This is a genomic window from Streptomyces sp. NPDC058579 (genome assembly GCF_042718575.1).
In the GTDB taxonomy this organism is placed as follows: Bacteria; Actinomycetota; Actinomycetes; order Streptomycetales; family Streptomycetaceae; genus Streptomyces.
This window is the reverse complement of sequence record NZ_JBHXPI010000008.1, coordinates 106149-121527: the sequence shown is the minus strand read 5'-3', so window position 1 is coordinate 121527 and position 15379 is coordinate 106149. Positions and strand designations below refer to the sequence as shown.

The window sequence follows — 15379 nt, the reverse complement described above, 5'->3', positions numbered from 1 at the left end:
GGTGCGGGCGTGCCGGAATGGCGATCTCGCCGGGGTTACGGTGGGATGAGAGCGATCACGCGTCCACGACGGATGGATAGGTTGTGTCGACCTCGAGCCATGCGGTGTCCGGCGCCCCTTGTTGGGTCAGTCTCATGGCCCGCGACCTCGGCGCCGCCGAGACCTTCTACGGGGGTGTCTTCGGCTGGGAGTTCCGGCCCACCCGACTGGGTGAGGAGTTCTCCGTCGCTCTGAGCGACGGCGCCCCGGTCGCCGGGATCGGCGCGTTGGCGCCGCGCCTCGCGGTGGCCGTCGCCTGGACCCCGTACTTCGCCGTCGACGACGCCGATGTGACGGCGGCCCGGATCCGCGAGCGCAGCGCGACGGTGGCCGTGGGGCCGCTGCGGTTCGGGACGGGGCGGGCGGCGCTCGCCTCGGACCGCGAGGGGGCCGTCTTCGGCATCTGGGAGGGCGAGATCATCCCCGACTGGAGCGTCGGCAAGGGCGGTGCCCCTGCCTGGCTGGAGCTGCGGACCAGGAACGCGTTCGACGCGGCGATCTTCTACGCCGAGGTGCTCGACTGGGCCGGTGAGCAGCCCGGCTGCTGTCAGGTGAGCTACGAGGACGACCATGTCGTCCTGAGCCACGGCGACATCACCGTCGCGCGGCTCTACGGGGGCGCGGTGGAGGATGCCCCCGACCCGCAGGTCAGACCGCGCTGGCACGTGCACTTCCGGGTCCCGGACATCGACGAGGCCGTCGAGGCGGCGATCCGTCTCGGCGGTACGACGGCCTCGCAGGTCCGGCCGTCGGGCAACGGCAGGTCCGTGGCGCTGCGCGATCCGGACGGCGGCCTGTTCACAGTGGCCGACAGCGTGGAGTGACGCCTGCGCGGTGCGGCCCCCGGGGCCGGGCCCCCGGGGTCACTCCCCCGCGTCGGCGGCGCGCCGGATCGTCGCGTCGACGAGCGCGAGGGCCTGGTCGGCGGTACGCCCCGGGGCGCGGTTCCAGGGGCCGATGAGGTCGGTCCAGCCCTGGGCGCGCAGTTCGGTGACGATCCAGGCGGCGGAGCGGTTCATGGTGTCGGCGCTGCCGTGGCCGAGGCGGTGCGCGGTGAGCAGGGCGCCGCAGAGGCAGCGTGCGCCCCGGGCGTCACGGAGCCGGTACGGCTGGTTCTGCCAGCCCCACTCCACGAGGACGCGGCGGGCGTGGGCGAGATGGGTCGAGGGGCGTACGTCGGGCTGTCCGAGGCGGCGCCAGGCGTGCAGCCGGTCGGGCAGGATCGCGCCGAGCCTGCCGGGGAGGGCCCGCTCGGCGGGCGGGGACGGCGGGATGTCCCGTAGCGCGGTGGCGACGAGCTGGTCGACGGGGACGGAGAGCAACCGGCGCCAGTCATCAGGCGCGGACTCCGGCTCGACCGGGGCGGGAACCGGTTCCTTCGAGCCACCCGAGAGCCCCGACGGGCCGTCCCAGTGACGGACGATTTCCTGCCACGCGGCGGTGTCGTGGAGCTCGACCGCGGCACGGTCCAGATCGTCGGGGGCGAGGGTCGGCTGGGACATGTGCGCTCCGGGATCGACGGATCTTCGACTCATCGTTATGTCGGCTTTGTCCCGAACATTCTTGAGCGATCCAGCCAAAAGTTACCCATAGGTATGCCGTGACTTCCCATGCGGGCGGCAGTAGAACTCGTTCCCATTCCACCGACAGTGAGGGCTCCTCATGGCTGTTACACGCCGTGGATTCATCACGGGAACAGGTTCTATTCTCGGCACTCTGGCACTCCCCGCCCACGCCTACGCCTCGGCCACCTCGTCCCGGATCCCCGTCCTGGTCATCGGCACCGGCTACGGCGGCTCCGTCGCCGCGCTGCGACTGGCCCAGGCGGGGGTCGACGTGCGCATGGTCGAGATGGGCATGGCCTGGGACACCCCCGGCCCCGACGGAAAGATCTTCGCCAACACGACCACCCCCGACCACCGGTCCTTCTGGCTGCGCACCCGCACGAAGCAGCCACTCAGCCAGTTCCTGGGTTTCCCGCTCGACAAGGACGTCCCCCGCCACACCGGGATCCTCGACGCCGAGGAGTTCGCCGGGATCACGGTCTACCAGGGCCGGGGCGTCGGAGGTGGCTCCCTGGTCAACGGCGGTATGGCCGTCACCCCGCGCCGGGAGAACTTCGGCGCGGTCCTCCCGACCGTCGACGCAGGCGAGATGTACGACGTCTACTACCCGCGCGCCAACGCCGGGCTCGGCGTCAACCACGTCGACCAGGCCTGGTGGGAGAGCACGGCCTGCTACCAGTACGCCCGGGTCGGCCGTAAGCACGCCCAGCGCTCCGGCTTCCCCTTCGTCTTCGTGCCCAACGTCTACGACTGGGAGTACATGAAGCAGGAGGCGGCCGGCGCCGTCCCCAAGTCGGCGCTGGCCGGCGAGGTCCTGTACGGCAACAACCACGGCAAGAAGTCGCTCCAGAAGACCTATCTGGCGCAGGCCCGGGCGACCGGACGGGTCACCATCTCACCCCTGCACCGGGTCACGTCCGTGACGCCCGCGTCCGGCGGCGGCTACACCGTCGACATCGAGCGGCTCGACACGGCCGGGAACGCCACGTCCGCCGAGACCGTCGTCGCGGACCGCGTCTTCTTCGCGTGCGGCAGCGTGGGCACCAGCAAGCTGCTCACCAAGCTGCGGGCCACCGGCGCGCTGCCGGGCCTCAACGGCGAGATCGGCAAGGGCTGGGGCGACAACGGCAACGTCATGTGCGGCCGGGCCAACCACATGTGGGACGCGACCGGCAAGCTCCAGTCGTCCATGCCCACCGCCGGCATCGACAACTGGGACGCGGGCGGCGCGTTCGCCGAGGTGGCGCCGCTGCCGACCGGCATCGAGACGTACGCCTCGTTCTACCTCTCCATCACGAAGAACCCGAACCGCGCCGAGTTCTCCTGGAACCCCGCGACGGGCCGGGTCGAGTTGAACTGGCAGACGGCCTGGAAGCAGCCGTCGATCAACGCCGCCAAGACCATCTTCGACAAGATCAACGCGAAGGAGGGGACGATCTACCGCACCGACCTGTTCGGCGCCTACAAGATCTGGGGCGACCACCTCACGTACCACCCGCTCGGCGGCGCGGTGCTCGGCCGGGCCACGGACAACTACGGCCGCCTGCACGGGCATCCGGGCCTCTATGTGATCGACGGCGCGCTGATCCCGGGCAACACCAGCGTCAACCCGTTCGTCACGATCACCGCGCTCGCCGAACGCAACATCGAGAAGATCATCGCCACCGACCTCTGAGCCGCGGAGCGCCTCGGCCTCGGCTCAGGACGTCGGCAGCACGCACGCCGCGTCGAGCCCGAGGACCCGGTTGAGCCGTCCGAACGACAACCAGGAACCGATGCTCATCGTCAGCTCCACGATCTCGGGCTGGCTGTAGTGCGCGGTCATACGAGTCCAGAAGTCCTCGTCCTCGTCGAGACCGTGGTGATCCAGGGCGTACCGCTCGGCGTACTCCGCGGCCAGCCGCGTCCGGTCGTCGAAGGCATCGGTGGTACGCCACTGGGTGACGGCGTCCGCGAACGACTCCTCGACCTTCTCGCCGTCGCGGTCGGTCCGCCAGTCGAGGCAGAACAGACAGCCGTTGATCTGCGCGACGCGCAGCCGGGCGGCCTCGAACTCGCGCAGGCCCAGGGTCGTATGGGCGTAGACGGAGAGGGAGAAGTTCGCGGCGGCCGTCCCGATCTCGGGGACGATCTCGCCCCATACGAACTCGATCGGGTGCTTGCCCTCGGGGACGTCGATCCTCATGGTCTCTTCCTTCCCAGTCTGCCCACTGCGGGGCGCAGCGGGACGTCGAGCGCGTCGTAGAGGCCGGGCTTCGCGTCCACGAGCCAGTCGACGGCGTTCACCAGCCGACCGACGGCCGTGGCGTTCCCGCCCGCGGAGCGGTTGGCGTCCTCGTCGGTGGCCTCGACCGTGACCTCGATGCGCGGGCGGCCCTCGATGACCACCCGGTGGGCGCCCACGCCGTCGGGCGGGATGGGCCAGTCGGGGGCGCAGGAGGGGTGGATCCGGGTGACGTGCTCGATGACGATCCGGGGTTCGCCCGCGACGATGCCCTGGACCTCGAACCGTACGGCGCCCTGGGTGCCGGCCGCGAAGACGCCCATCGTGCGGGTGGTCACGGTGGTGTCGAGCGCGCGCCGCGCCATGGTCTCGCGGATCTCGTCGAGTTCGACGCCGAGGGCCCGGGCCATCAGCCGGATCTGGCCGCCCCACACCATGGTCGGTATGGACTCGGCGAGCATCAGGGGCTCGTACTCCATGGGGTGCCCCATGCCGATGAGATGGCGGACCGAGTCCTCCTGCTCGTACGTCGAGTAGTCGAAGATCTCCTGGCAGCGGACGACGTCGACGGTGGAGCCGAGGCCACTGATCAGCAGGGGCAGCACGTCGTTGCCCCAGCCCGGGTCGACGCCCGAGACGAAGAGCGCGCCGCCGCCCTCGGCGACGGCGGCGAGCACCGGGTCGCGGAACTCGGGCGGGGCGCCGCGCTGGTCGTAGAGCGGGTAGAGCGCGGGCGTGACGACGACGGCGCCGCCCCGGACGGCCCGGACGACGTCGGCGAGCGCCTCGTCGGGCCGGATGTCCCCGGAGGCGGCGTACACCACCGCCCGGGGGCGGGCGGCGAGCACGGCGTCGATGTCGTCGGTCGCCGCCACCCCGAGGGGGCGGTCGAGTCCGGCGAGCAAGCCCGCGTCACGGCCGACCTTGGCGGGGTCGTGGACGAGGACGGCGGCGAGGGCGAGCCCCGGGTGGGCGTCGACGGCCCTGATGGCCGCGCGGCCGACATTTCCGGTACCCCAGACAACGGTCGGAATCATGCGGGGAAGAGTAACCTGACGGACCGTCAGTTCCTAGAGTCGGGAACGACTTCGGTCCGTTTCCTCGCCGGTTCCCGGCCACTCGACTCCTGACCTTCTCTCCGTCACCGGCGCCTGCTCAACTCCCTTGAGATTCCGTCATGGTGACGGTACGTCAGGGGGAAGCTGTGCGAGTTCCGGTTTCACGCGCGCGAGCACTGGCCGCCGTCCTGCTGGCCTGGTGCGCGCTCCTCGCGGCCGCCACGCCCGGCACGGCCGACGCCGTCTGGACGGAGGTCGCCCGGGGCGTCGCGTACCGCACCGTCGACGTGACAGGTGTCGGTGGTCCGGCCCGGGTCCATCTGGTCTCGGTGGATCTGCGCGCGCCCGGGGTCGGCGTCGATCTGCTCACGCCCGGCGCGGTCGCGTCCCGCGCCCCGCTGTCGGAACTCGCCGACGCGCGCGGAGCGGTCGCCGGGGTCAACGGGGACTTCTTCAACATCACCGAGAGCCAGCACCCGGGTGTCGAGGCGACCGGCGCCCCGGTCGGCCCCGCGGTCGCCGCCCGGCGGGCGCTGAAGTCGGCCGTGCCCACCGGCCAGCGGTTCGGTCCCGCGCTGCCGCCGGGCACCGACACCCGCGAGGTCCTCGGCGTGGGCGTGGACGGCCGGGCCCGGCTCGGCCGGCTCGCCCTGGACGGCTCGGTGTCGACGCCCGACGGCCGGTTCCCGCTCGGCGGGCTCAACGCGTACGCGCTGCCGGTCGGGGCCGTCGGGGCGTTCACATCCGACTGGGGCGCCGTCTCGCGCGTCCGCGCCACCTGCGGCACGGACACCGACCGGGCCGCCCCCTGCTCCACGGAGACGTACGAGGTGACGGTGCGCGACGGACGGGTCGTCGCGGTGGCCGACACGCCCGGGCGGGGAACGATAGCGGCGGGCTCCGAGGTCCTCGTCGGCCGGGAGGCGGGCGCCCGGAGCCTGCGGGCGCTGGAGGTGGGCGACCGGGTCGGCATACGCCACCGGCTGGTCGCGGAGGGCTCCCGTGTCCCGTACGTCTTCGCGGTGGGCGGCTATCCCGTGCTGCGGGCGGGCGAGCCCCTGCCCGGCCTCGACGGCAGGACATCCGCCGTCCGCACGGCGGGCGGCGTCGCGGACGGCGGACGGCGTCTGCTGCTGATGGCGCTGGACGGCGGCCCCGAGTTCCGGACCGGCCTGACGATCGCCGAAGTGGCGACCGTACTGGACCAGGTGGGTGCGGTCGACGGCTTCAGCCTCGACGGCGGAGGCTCCTCGACGCTCGTCACCCGGGATCGGGACGCTCCGTCGGTCACCGTGCGCAACCACCCCGCCGGGGGCGTCGAACGCCCCGTGCCGAACGGCGTGGGGATCTTCGCCCGCCGCTGACTCTCCCCTGGCCGCCGCCGATCCGGAACGGCCACGCTCCGTCACCGAGCGGGGTGCGCGAGCCGTCGATAGCGTGGGAGTCACAACCCCATCGAGACCGTCTTCGAACCACCGTCGATCGGAAGAGAGAGTCCCGTCATGGCCGCACGACCTGAAGGCACACCGGTCTGGACCGACGCGGCGTTCACCGACGTCGAAGGAGCCAAGACCTTCTACGGCGAGGTGCTGGGCTGGACCTTCGGTGAAGCCTCCTCGGAATTCGGCAACTACACCCAGGCGTACCGCGACGGCAAAGCGGTCGCGGCCGTCGTCCCGCCCATGCCGGGCCAGGACGGCTCGCCGCAGTCGGCCTGGTGTCTGTACTTCTCCTCGCCCGATGCCGCCGCCACCGCCGAGAAGATCAAGAGCAGCGGCGGCACCGTCCTGATGGAGCCGATGGCCGTCGGCGACTTCGGCTCCATGTGTCTGGCGCAGGACCCGGCCGGGGTCGTGTTCGGCGTCTGGCAGCCCGGCACGCACAAGGGGTTCGAGCTGGAGGGCGAAACCGGCTCCTATGTGTGGGCCGAGGTCTTCACCCGGGAACCCGCGAAGTCCGATGACTTCCTCACCTCGGTGTTCGGCTACAACGCGCAGAAGATGGCCGACGACACCATGGACTACAAGGTCTTCGACCTGGGCGGCGAGATGCCAGTCCTGGGGCGGATGAAGATGACGCAGGAGGACTTCCCGGCCGAGGTCCCGTCGTACATCCAGATCTACTTCGTCGTCGACAACTGCGACCAGGCGGCCGACCGGGCCGTGAAGCTCGGCGGGCAGAAGGTCTTCGGGCCGATGGACAGCCCCTTCGGACGGTACGCGGCGATCCTGGACCCGCAGGGCGCGGCGTTCGCGGTGATCGACACGAAGACCACCGTGGGCGAGATGCCCGACATGGTCTGAGCGGTACGCGCGACGGTGCCCGGGGCGGTGGAGGCCCCGGGCACCTTCATGCCCGGCGCCCGTCAGCCGCCGTCGCGGACGGCGACGATCCCGTTGAAGACGCCGACGTACGCCGTGCCGTCGGGCCCGATGGTGATCGGGGCCCAGTTGTTGTCGTAGGCCGGACCGGTGCCGGTGAGCCGGCTCCAGGCGCGCTTGCCGGTGCGGAAGTCCACGGCCGTCAGGTACCAGGCGTCCACGCCGAGGGGGTTGGGCTGCTTCTCGTAGAAGTAGAGCAGGCCGTTGGCGGTGGAGAGCTTGGGGACGGTCGAGGGCGAGCGGACGTCGCTCTCCCACACGGTGTCGCAGCCGCTGCCGTCGGCCCGCACGTCGATCCGGGTGGCGCCGCCGACCACGCTGCGGCCGAAGGTGAGCGTGGTGGGGTTCTCGTAGCCGTAGTTGTTCTCGACGACGAGGCTGTTGCCCCAGCTGATCAGGGAGTTGTCGGTGGTGGAGGCGCCGGAGCGGAAGACCGGCACCTTGCAGACCAGACGTTCGGCTTCGGGGACGCCGGTGCCGCGCCGGTAGACGAGGACGTTCATCCGGTCGTCGGCGTTGTCGGTGATCGCGACGTATCGGTCACCGGTGCCGAAGAGATCGGGCGTGGTGCCCGAACCCTGGTTCACCGAACCGGGCTTGGTGCCGGTCCCCCGGTCGTAGGTCTGCCGCCACTGGATGCGCGGGGTGCCGTCGGGGTCGGCGCGGAAGCTGTAGAGCGCGTGGTCGGAGACGATGGAGACACCGTCCCGGGCGACGGAGAACGAGTTCTGGATCTCCTCGCCGTCAAGACGGATCGAGCGGAGTGCGCCGGTGGCGGGGTCGACGGTGCCGACCCGGCCGAGCCGGGTCACCCACCAGACGCGGCCGTCGTAGTCCGGCATGACGGAGGTGATGGGGTCGCAGACGCCGCTCGGGAAGAGGTTGGTCCAGCTGACGCAGTCGTGCGGGACGAGCGGGGTGAGGTCCCAGTCGTTCTCGACGGTGAACTCCCAGGCCCCGTCGGACTTCTGACGGTGTGCGATGCGCAGGACGTGCTGCCGGGAGTCGGCGAGGACGACCCGGTCCTGGTTGTCGAGGAAGAAGTAGGCACCGCCCGAGGTGTCCTTGAAGATCTTCTCGAAGTCGAGCCGGGTGATCGCCTCGACGGTCGAGGAGCGCTGCGGCAGCTTGTACTCGGCGAGGGTGTCCAGGGTGCGCGGGTCGAGCAGCTTGAGCAGGAAGCCGGAGAACGTTCCGCAGACGGTGACGAGGCGGCCGCCCGCGTCGAAGGTGGCCGTGGCGCACTCTCCGCCGACGGCGGCGATCTTCTCGCTGGAGACCTGCGGGTCGCGCCCGAGCGGGCCGGAGAAGGGGTGCGTGCCGCTGCCCGCGCCGTCGGCGTGCATGCCGCTGCGCCCGTTCGGCGCGAGGTACGGATGCTGGTCGGGCGCGTCGCCCGGCACGGGCCGGGCGGTCGCGGGAGCGCCCTGGTAGTGGTCGACGAGCCGGTGGCCGGGGGCCTTCGGTATGTCGTCGGCGAGGGCGGCGGGCGTGGCGAACGCGAGGGCGATGGCGCTCGCCACGGCGATCAGGGCGAGCGCGCGGGCTCGTCCGGTGGGGGTGGTCAATGCGGCTCCTCGGATGCGTACGTCGGTCGCGCCGGCGGCCGACGTTAGGCCCGAGTGATTGAGATGTACATGGAACTGCCGCTGGTTTCATACCCACTTCATGATCGCGCAACGAACCGACGCGATGAACCGAACAGAGGTGTCGCGAAACGTTACGGCTTGAGGTTGCTGACCACGTTGGCGGTGGCGGCGACCCCGTTCTGGATGGTCGGCGCCATGCTCGTGCCGGCGAGGAAGAAGCCGAGCAGGGCGCAGACCAGCGCGTGGGAGAGCTTGAGGCCGCCGTTGCGGAGGAAGATCACCGCCAGGATGAGCAGCAGAAGTACGACAGAAACGGACACGGCCATCGCCCACACCCTCCTTGCGCCGCGCCGGAATCGCGGCGTTCGGCGGCCAGTGTGGCGCAGCGGGAGCGCCGTCCGGCCGTACGGCATGTCGGCCGAACGGGTGGGATTCCGCGTCAGCGGTTCAGGAAGGCGCGGAGCCCGGCGAGGTCGTCGGTGTTGATGTGGTCGACCCGGGCGGCGCGCAGTTCGCCCCAGAGGGCGTCGCGGGCAGGTCCGGGGGCGTCGGGCGTGGCCCAGAAGCGGACCCGCTGTCCGCGCGCGTGGGCGGTCCTGACGATCGAGCGGAGCCGGGCGCGCTCCTCGGCGGGGAAGGCGCCGACGCCCGTCCAGCCGAAGGACTGGGTCCAGTTGGAGCTGATAAGCGGGATGAAGGAGGCGGGCGCGGGGGCCGGAGCCGCGAGGTCGTCGAGCCGGCCGTCGTAGAAGGCGTGGCGGAAGTCCTGCGCCTCCATCGGGGCGCGGGCGGCGCGGTCGCCCGAGATGACGGGGGTCACGGCGCCGAGCCTGACGTGACCGGCGGCGTAGGTGGACAGCATCCGCCGGTACGGCCGGAGTTGGCGGTGGAGCTCCTGGTACGCGGCGACGCCGTCGGCCTTGATGTCGACGAGCAGCTGCACGGGGTGGCGGTAACCCGGGTACACGGCACCGTGGTTGGCACGCACCCGGGCGAACAGCGGGTCGAGGTAGAGCGACCGGAGCGTACGGCTCGGGTCGAGCTCGGCGGGCTCGTGCGCGACGAGCAACTCCCCGTCGACCAGGAAGACATCGGCCTCGACACTGGTGAACCCATGGGCGAGGGCGTCGTGAAGGGGCCGCGCGTGCAGATAGTCGTTGTGCGCGTGCGCCTGCGGCAGGGCCCGGACACGGGCGGCGACGGCGGTACCGGGCAGCGCGAGGCCGGTGACTCCGGCGACTCCGGCAGCGAGGGCGGCGACGGCGGTACGCCGGGACAGGGGCGCCATGGGGAGACTCCAGGGGGTGCGGGGCCGACACGGACCCGACCGATTATGGTCGGGGTCGCGCACCAACTCGGTTGCACTTCGCAGGAGTTGGCCGTGTTGACGCCGCGCGTCCGCCGATGGTTCGCATTACCCTGAACGGGTGGTCTCCTACGACGAGTTGACGCCACCCGAGCGCGCACTGTGGGACGCCTTCCCGGAGGGGCGCCGCCTGGACCTGCGTACGGGAACACCCGACGACGACCAGGTGCGCGAAGGCGGTCGGTGGGGCGCCGAGCGTACGATCCGGGCCACCGTGATCGCGGCGCTGCTCCTGGGCGCGAACACCTCACAGACCGGCGCGGTCGCGTCCCTTCGGCTGGCCGGCGCGCGCATCACCGGACCCCTCAACCTCTCCGGAGCCCAGATCGGCCATGCCCTCTGGTTGGAGGAGTGCTGGTTCGAGGAGGGTGTGGACCTCTTCGCCGCGTCGACCCAGACGCTCTCGATCATCGGCAGCCGACTGCCGGGCCTCAACGCCGGCTCGTCCCGCATCGAAGGACGCCTCGACCTGCGCCGGTGCGTCATGGACCGCGGTCCTGTCTCGCAGTTCCACGGCAAGATGACCGTCGTCCTGCTGATCCACGCGCACGTGGCCGGCGAAGTGCTCCTCAGCGGGGCCGAGATCACCGCGCCCGGCGGGTGGGCGGTGTCCGCCGGTGGCATGGTCTCGGAAGGCGGTGTCTTCTTCCGGGACGGGTTCGTCGCCCACGGGGGGATCCGGATGAGGGGAGCCCAGCTGCCGGGCGGACTGTTCATGCGGGGAGCGCGCCTGGAGAGCCCCGGCCCCGGCGGGGTGGCCCTCGCCGTGGACAACGCCGTGGCCTCCTCGCTCAACTTCTCCGGAGGATTCACCGCGAACGGGACCGTACGGCTGCGCGGCGCCCAGATCTCGGACAGCCTCAGCTTCGAGCGGGCCGTCCTCAACGCGGCACCCGACGGTGACGGCACGGCGCTGCTCGGCATGCTGCTGCAGGCCGTCGACTTCGACTTCACCCTCGCCCGGCCGCCGGCCGGCACCGTCGATCTGCGGGGAGCGCGGGTGTCCTACCTGCACGACAGCCGGCAGAGCTGGCCGGACGTGGTGGAGCTGGACGGCTTTGTCTACGGCTCCATCAAAGTGGACGAGGTGGGCGAGCGCCGGGAGGCCGCGGTGCGGCGCGAGCCCGTGGCCGATCGCGTCGAGTGGATCCGGCGCAGCACGGGCTACAGCCCGCAGCCGTACGAGCAATTGGCGAGCTGGTACCGGAGCATCGGCCACGACGACGACGCGCGTCGGGTGCTCCTGGCCAAGCAGCGCCACCGGCGCCGCACGCTGCCCCCGGCCAACCGCGCCTGGGGACACCTGCTCGACGTGACGGTCGGCTACGGCTACCGACCCTGGCTGGCCGGTCTCTGGCTCGTCCTCCTGACCCTCCTTGGCACCCTGGCCTTCGACACGCACTCCCCGTCCCCGATGAAGCCGGGCGAAGGCGGCCCGTTCCAGCCGCTCGTCTACACCCTCGACCTCTTGATCCCCATCGGCGGTCTGGGGCAGCGCACCGCGTGGTACTGGACGCAGGACAGCCTCCAGTGGCTGGCCTATCTGCTGGTGGGCTGCGGCTGGGTGCTGACCACGACCTTCATCGCGGGCATGACCCGGACACTCCAGAAGAACTGACGGTCGCAGGGCGAAACCCGACCCGGCCTGCGGGGTGCCGTCAGGGCTTCTCGGCGGCCACGCAATCGGACCATTCGACCGTGCGATCGCACCAGCGGGTCAGCAGGACGCGGTCGTGGGCGACGGCGAGGAGGCCCGCGCCGGACTCCGCGCGGTAGGCCTCCACCGTCGCGACCAGCGCCGCCGTCGTGGATGCGTCGAGCATCGCCGTCATCTCGTCGCAGATCAGCCAGCGCGGGCGGAGCGCCAACGCCCGGGCCAGGCAGGCGCGTTGGAGCTGGCCGTCGCTGACCTCGTGGGGGCGGCGGGCCAGCAGGTCGGCCGTGAGGCCCACCGTCGGGGCGAGTTCGGCGAGGCGGGCGTCGACCTCCGCGCGGCGGCCGGTGGCGCGCAGCGGTTCGGCGATGAGGTCGCGCAGCGGGAGCCGCGGGTCGGCGGACATCCGGGGCTGCTGGAACACCACGCCGACCGCCGTCCGCAGCGGCCGGGGTGCCCGGTGGCGCCAGCCCCGTACGGACTCCCCGTCGATCGTGACGCGCCCCGCCTCCGGGCGGTGGAGCAGCGCGGCGACGCGGGCGAGCGTGGACTTGCCGCAGCCGCTGGGGCCGAGGAGGCCGACCGACTCGCCGGGCGCGACCGCGAGCGAGGCGCCCCGGACGACCGGGTCGCGGCGTTCGTATCCGGCGGTGATGGAGTCGAGTTCAAGCACGGGGCGCTCCGGGTGCGTCGGTCGGCCGTGCCTCCGGGTGGTGGCAGGCGACGCCCGCCAGGAGGGCCGGTGGCGTGTCGCAGGCCTCCGTCGCCCGGGGGCAGCGCGGGGCGAAAGCGCAGCCGGCCGGTAGGGCGGTCAGCTCGGGGGGCATGCCGGGGATCGGGGTGAACGCGCGGTCGGGCAGGGCGTCCAGGAGTCCCCGGGCGTACGGGTGGCTCGGGCCCGGCTCGCCGAAGAAGCGGTGCGCGGGGGTCGACTCGACGATCCGGCCCGCGTACATCACCGCGACCCGGTCGGCGATCCGCTCCGCGGCCGCCAGGTCGTGGGTGATGAGCAGCAGCGCCCGTCCCTCGTCGGCGTGGCGACGCAGCTCGTCGACGGTCCGGTCGACCAGGTCGCGGTCTAGCCCGGTCGTCGGCTCGTCGGCGAGGAGCAGCGGGGCGTCGCCGATCAGGGCGAGCGCGGTGGCGGCGCGCTGGGCGAGGCCGCCGGAGAGCTCGTGCGGGTACCGGTCGAGGTGCCCGGCCGGGAACGCGGCCCGTTCCGCCGCCTTCCCGGCCGCCGCGCGGCGCTCCCGCCCCGCGCCGCCCGTCAGCTCGCGGACGGTCTCCTCCAGCTGGGAGCGGACGGTCCGTACGGGCGTGAGGTGGGCGGCCGGGCTCTGCGGTACGAGACCGACGCGCCGTCCTCGTACCGTACGGGCCAGGGTCTTCTCGTCGGCGGCGAGCAGGTCGACGCCGTCGAGCAGGGCCGTACCGGAGGTCTCGGCGTTGCCCGGCAGGAGGCCGAGGAGCGCGGAGGCGAGGACGGACTTGCCGCAGCCGCTCTCGCCCACGAGGGCGAGGCACTCCCCCGCCGCCAGGTCGAAGTCGGCGTCGCTGACGGCGGCGACGTGGCGCCCGCCGCGCATCCGGAAGCGGACGGAGAGCCCGCGCACGCTGAGCACGGCGCCGTCGGCGCGCTCGGCGCTGACCGCCTTCAGGGCGCGGGCGACACGCGAGTCCGGGGTCGGGGCGGTCACAGCATCAGCTCCGATCGGCGGCGCGGGTTGAGCCGGTCCCGCCACGCCCCGGCGAGCCCGGCGATGGCCAGGGTCGGCACGATGAGGAGCAGTCCGGGGAAGAGCGTCGGCCACCAGTCGCCGGCGAGCAGCGAGGAGCGCGCGGACTGGACCAGGTTGCCGAGGCTGGCCTGGTGGCTGGGCAGGCCCAGGCCGAGGAAGGAGAGCGCGGACTCGTGCCACATGGCGTGCGGCACCATCAGGACGGCGGCGAGTCCGGCCTGCGGCAGGACGGCCGGCAGCAGATGGCGCACGGTCACCCGCCACCGCGAGGCGCCGCCGGAGATCGCCGCGTCCACGAACGGACGGGAACGCAGCGAGAGGACCTCGGAGCGGACGATCCGGGCCGTCGACAGCCAGTGGGTCAGGGCGACGGAGACGATGACCGGCCACACGCCCGGCCGGAACATGGCGACGATGAAGATGCCGAGCAGCAGGTGCGGTACGGAGGAGAAGGCGTCGACGATCCGCATCACGACCCGGTCGGTCCAGCCGCCCAGGGAGGCGGCGGCCGCGCCGACGGCGGTGCCGATGACGGTCGCGACGAGCGCGGCGACCACGCCGACGAGGAGCGAGATCCGCAGTCCGTAGACGCAGCGCAGAAGCAGGTCGCGGCCGACGTCGTCGGTGCCGAAGGGGTGCTCCCAGGACGGCGGCAGCAGCTTCAGGGAGAGGTCGACGGCCTGTTCGTCGAGCTGGACGATCGGCGGGACGAGGAGGACGGCGAGGAGGACCGCGCCCGTGATTCCGGCCGAGGACCACAGGCGTATGCGCCGGGTGCGCTGCTCAGCCATCGAATCCCACCCTCGGGTCGGCGAGCCCGTACAGCAGGTCGGAGACGAGGTTGCCGAGGAGGACGGCGGCCGTCGCGAGCACGGTGAGCGCGGCTAGCAGCGGGAAGTCGACGGAGGTGGCGGCCTGGACGGTGGCGGCGGCTATGCCGGGCCAGCTGAAGACGGTCTCCACGAGCAGCGCCCCGGTGATGAGTTCGGGGACGCGGGAGCCGACGAGGGTGAGCATCGGGAGCATTCCGGAGCGCAGGGCGTGGCCGAGGAGGACGGTCCGGTCGCGCAGTCCACGCGCGCGTGCCCCGCGCACGGGGTCCTCTTCGAGGGCGTCGCCGACGCCCTGGCGGACGTACAGGAAGAACCAGGGCAGTTGGGAGACGCCGAGGACGAGGGCGGGCAGCACGAGGTGGGTGGCGACCTGGTCGAAGGTGACGGTGTCGCTGGCGGTGTCGGTGAGTCCGCCGGCGGGCAGGGCGCCGAGCTTGAGCGCGAAGAACCAGATGGCGAGGAGCCCGAGCCAGAAGGCGGGGGCGGCTTCCAGGGTGTACGCGGCGGAGCTGACGGCCCGGTCGAGCAGGCCGCCCCTGCGGCGCCCGGCGAGGACGCCGAGGCCGGTGCCGAGCGCGATGGCGACGAGGAAGGCGGTGGTGGCGAGCAGCGCCGACCAGCCGATCCGCTCGGCGATGACGTCGGCGACGGGCTGGCGCATGACGCTGGAGTCGCCGAGGTCGCCGTGGAGCGCGGAGGTCAGCCACTCCCACCAGCGGGTGGTGAGCGGCTGGTCGACGCCGAGGTTGGCGCGGAGCTGGTCCAGGTTCTCCTGCGAGGAGGTGAGCCCGGCGGTGCCCGCGTAGGCCTTGACGGGGTCGAAGGGGGAGGCTTCGGCGACGGCGAAGACCGCGAAGGTGACGCCGAGGAGGACGGGGACGGCGAACAGGGCCCGCCGTCCCGTCATCCTGGCCATGGCCCCCCAGGGGAG

15 protein-coding genes are annotated in these 15379 nt (G+C 72.2%); 5 read left to right on the top strand and 10 right to left on the bottom strand.

Annotated features, from left to right (window positions below; translation table 11 throughout):
* Positions 1-134 precede the first annotated feature (134 nt).
* Positions 135-863: a VOC family protein gene (locus tag ACFWRO_RS13515; protein ID WP_384508882.1), complete on the top strand. Its 729-nt coding sequence runs from the start codon at positions 135-137 to the stop codon at positions 861-863.
* Between the two features lie 39 nt (positions 864-902).
* Here the strand turns inward: ACFWRO_RS13515 and ACFWRO_RS13510 are convergent, their stop codons facing one another.
* Entirely contained in the window at positions 903-1541 is a 639-nt protein-coding gene (locus tag ACFWRO_RS13510) for a hypothetical protein (protein ID WP_384508879.1), read from the bottom strand.
* Between the two features lie 160 nt (positions 1542-1701).
* Here ACFWRO_RS13510 and ACFWRO_RS13505 point away from each other — a divergent pair, with 160 nt between their 5' ends.
* A complete protein-coding gene (locus ACFWRO_RS13505) occupies positions 1702-3279 on the top strand; it encodes a GMC oxidoreductase (protein WP_384508877.1) in 1578 nt (525 codons plus the stop codon).
* 24 nt (positions 3280-3303) lie between these two features.
* On the opposite strand, the gene ACFWRO_RS13500 is transcribed toward ACFWRO_RS13505, so the two are convergent.
* Complete coding sequence (locus ACFWRO_RS13500; protein WP_384508874.1) at positions 3304-3789, bottom strand: carboxymuconolactone decarboxylase family protein; 486 nt, start codon at positions 3787-3789, stop codon at positions 3304-3306.
* Positions 3786-4865 (bottom strand): dihydrodipicolinate reductase, encoded by a 1080-nt coding sequence (locus ACFWRO_RS13495; protein ID WP_384508872.1) that lies wholly within the window; start codon positions 4863-4865, stop codon positions 3786-3788. Before ACFWRO_RS13495 ends, ACFWRO_RS13500 begins: the two co-directional genes overlap by 4 nt.
* A gap of 140 nt (positions 4866-5005) precedes the next feature.
* On the opposite strand from ACFWRO_RS13495, the gene ACFWRO_RS13490 reads away from it, so the two are divergent.
* Together ACFWRO_RS13490 and ACFWRO_RS13485 are read left to right on the top strand one after the other, a co-directional pair.
* Positions 5006-6250, top strand: coding sequence for a phosphodiester glycosidase family protein (locus ACFWRO_RS13490; protein ID WP_384508870.1), 1245 nt, complete (start codon positions 5006-5008; stop codon positions 6248-6250).
* A 138-nt stretch (positions 6251-6388) separates the two neighbouring features.
* The gene (locus tag ACFWRO_RS13485) at positions 6389-7189 is read left to right on the top strand and encodes a VOC family protein (RefSeq protein WP_384508868.1); all 801 of its coding nucleotides are present in this window, start codon (positions 6389-6391) and stop codon (positions 7187-7189) included.
* Between the two features lie 62 nt (positions 7190-7251).
* On the opposite strand, the gene ACFWRO_RS13480 is transcribed toward ACFWRO_RS13485, so the two are convergent.
* The 3 genes from ACFWRO_RS13480 to ACFWRO_RS13470 all read right to left on the bottom strand — a co-directional run bounded on the left by ACFWRO_RS13480 (position 7252) and on the right by ACFWRO_RS13470 (position 10144).
* The gene (locus ACFWRO_RS13480; RefSeq protein WP_384508865.1) at positions 7252-8835 is read right to left on the bottom strand and encodes a hypothetical protein; all 1584 of its coding nucleotides are present in this window, start codon (positions 8833-8835) and stop codon (positions 7252-7254) included.
* Positions 8836-8987: 152 nt separating this feature from the next.
* Complete coding sequence (locus ACFWRO_RS13475) at positions 8988-9182, bottom strand: hypothetical protein (RefSeq protein WP_384508862.1); 195 nt, start codon at positions 9180-9182, stop codon at positions 8988-8990.
* A 113-nt stretch (positions 9183-9295) separates the two neighbouring features.
* Entirely contained in the window at positions 9296-10144 is an 849-nt protein-coding gene (locus tag ACFWRO_RS13470) for a phosphatidylinositol-specific phospholipase C/glycerophosphodiester phosphodiesterase family protein (RefSeq protein WP_384508859.1), read from the bottom strand.
* A 139-nt stretch (positions 10145-10283) separates the two neighbouring features.
* Between ACFWRO_RS13470 and ACFWRO_RS13465 the strand changes: the two genes are divergently transcribed.
* Positions 10284-11840, top strand: coding sequence for an oxidoreductase (locus ACFWRO_RS13465; protein WP_384508856.1), 1557 nt, complete (start codon positions 10284-10286; stop codon positions 11838-11840).
* Positions 11841-11880: 40 nt separating this feature from the next.
* Here the strand turns inward: ACFWRO_RS13465 and ACFWRO_RS13460 are convergent, their stop codons facing one another.
* The 4 genes from ACFWRO_RS13460 to ACFWRO_RS13445 are packed head-to-tail and all read right to left on the bottom strand — an operon-like array spanning position 11881 to position 15364.
* A complete protein-coding gene (locus tag ACFWRO_RS13460) occupies positions 11881-12549 on the bottom strand; it encodes an ABC transporter ATP-binding protein (RefSeq protein ID WP_384508853.1) in 669 nt (222 codons plus the stop codon).
* Positions 12542-13573 carry an ABC transporter ATP-binding protein gene (locus tag ACFWRO_RS13455; protein ID WP_384508850.1) on the bottom strand — a complete coding sequence of 344 codons (1032 nt, stop codon included), beginning with the start codon at positions 13571-13573 and terminating at the stop codon, positions 12542-12544. Before ACFWRO_RS13455 ends, ACFWRO_RS13460 begins: the two co-directional genes overlap by 8 nt.
* Positions 13570-14406 carry an ABC transporter permease gene (locus ACFWRO_RS13450; protein WP_384508847.1) on the bottom strand — a complete coding sequence of 279 codons (837 nt, stop codon included), beginning with the start codon at positions 14404-14406 and terminating at the stop codon, positions 13570-13572. Before ACFWRO_RS13450 ends, ACFWRO_RS13455 begins: the two co-directional genes overlap by 4 nt.
* The gene (locus tag ACFWRO_RS13445; protein ID WP_384508845.1) at positions 14399-15364 is read right to left on the bottom strand and encodes an ABC transporter permease; all 966 of its coding nucleotides are present in this window, start codon (positions 15362-15364) and stop codon (positions 14399-14401) included. Before ACFWRO_RS13445 ends, ACFWRO_RS13450 begins: the two co-directional genes overlap by 8 nt.
* Positions 15365-15379 lie beyond the last annotated feature (15 nt).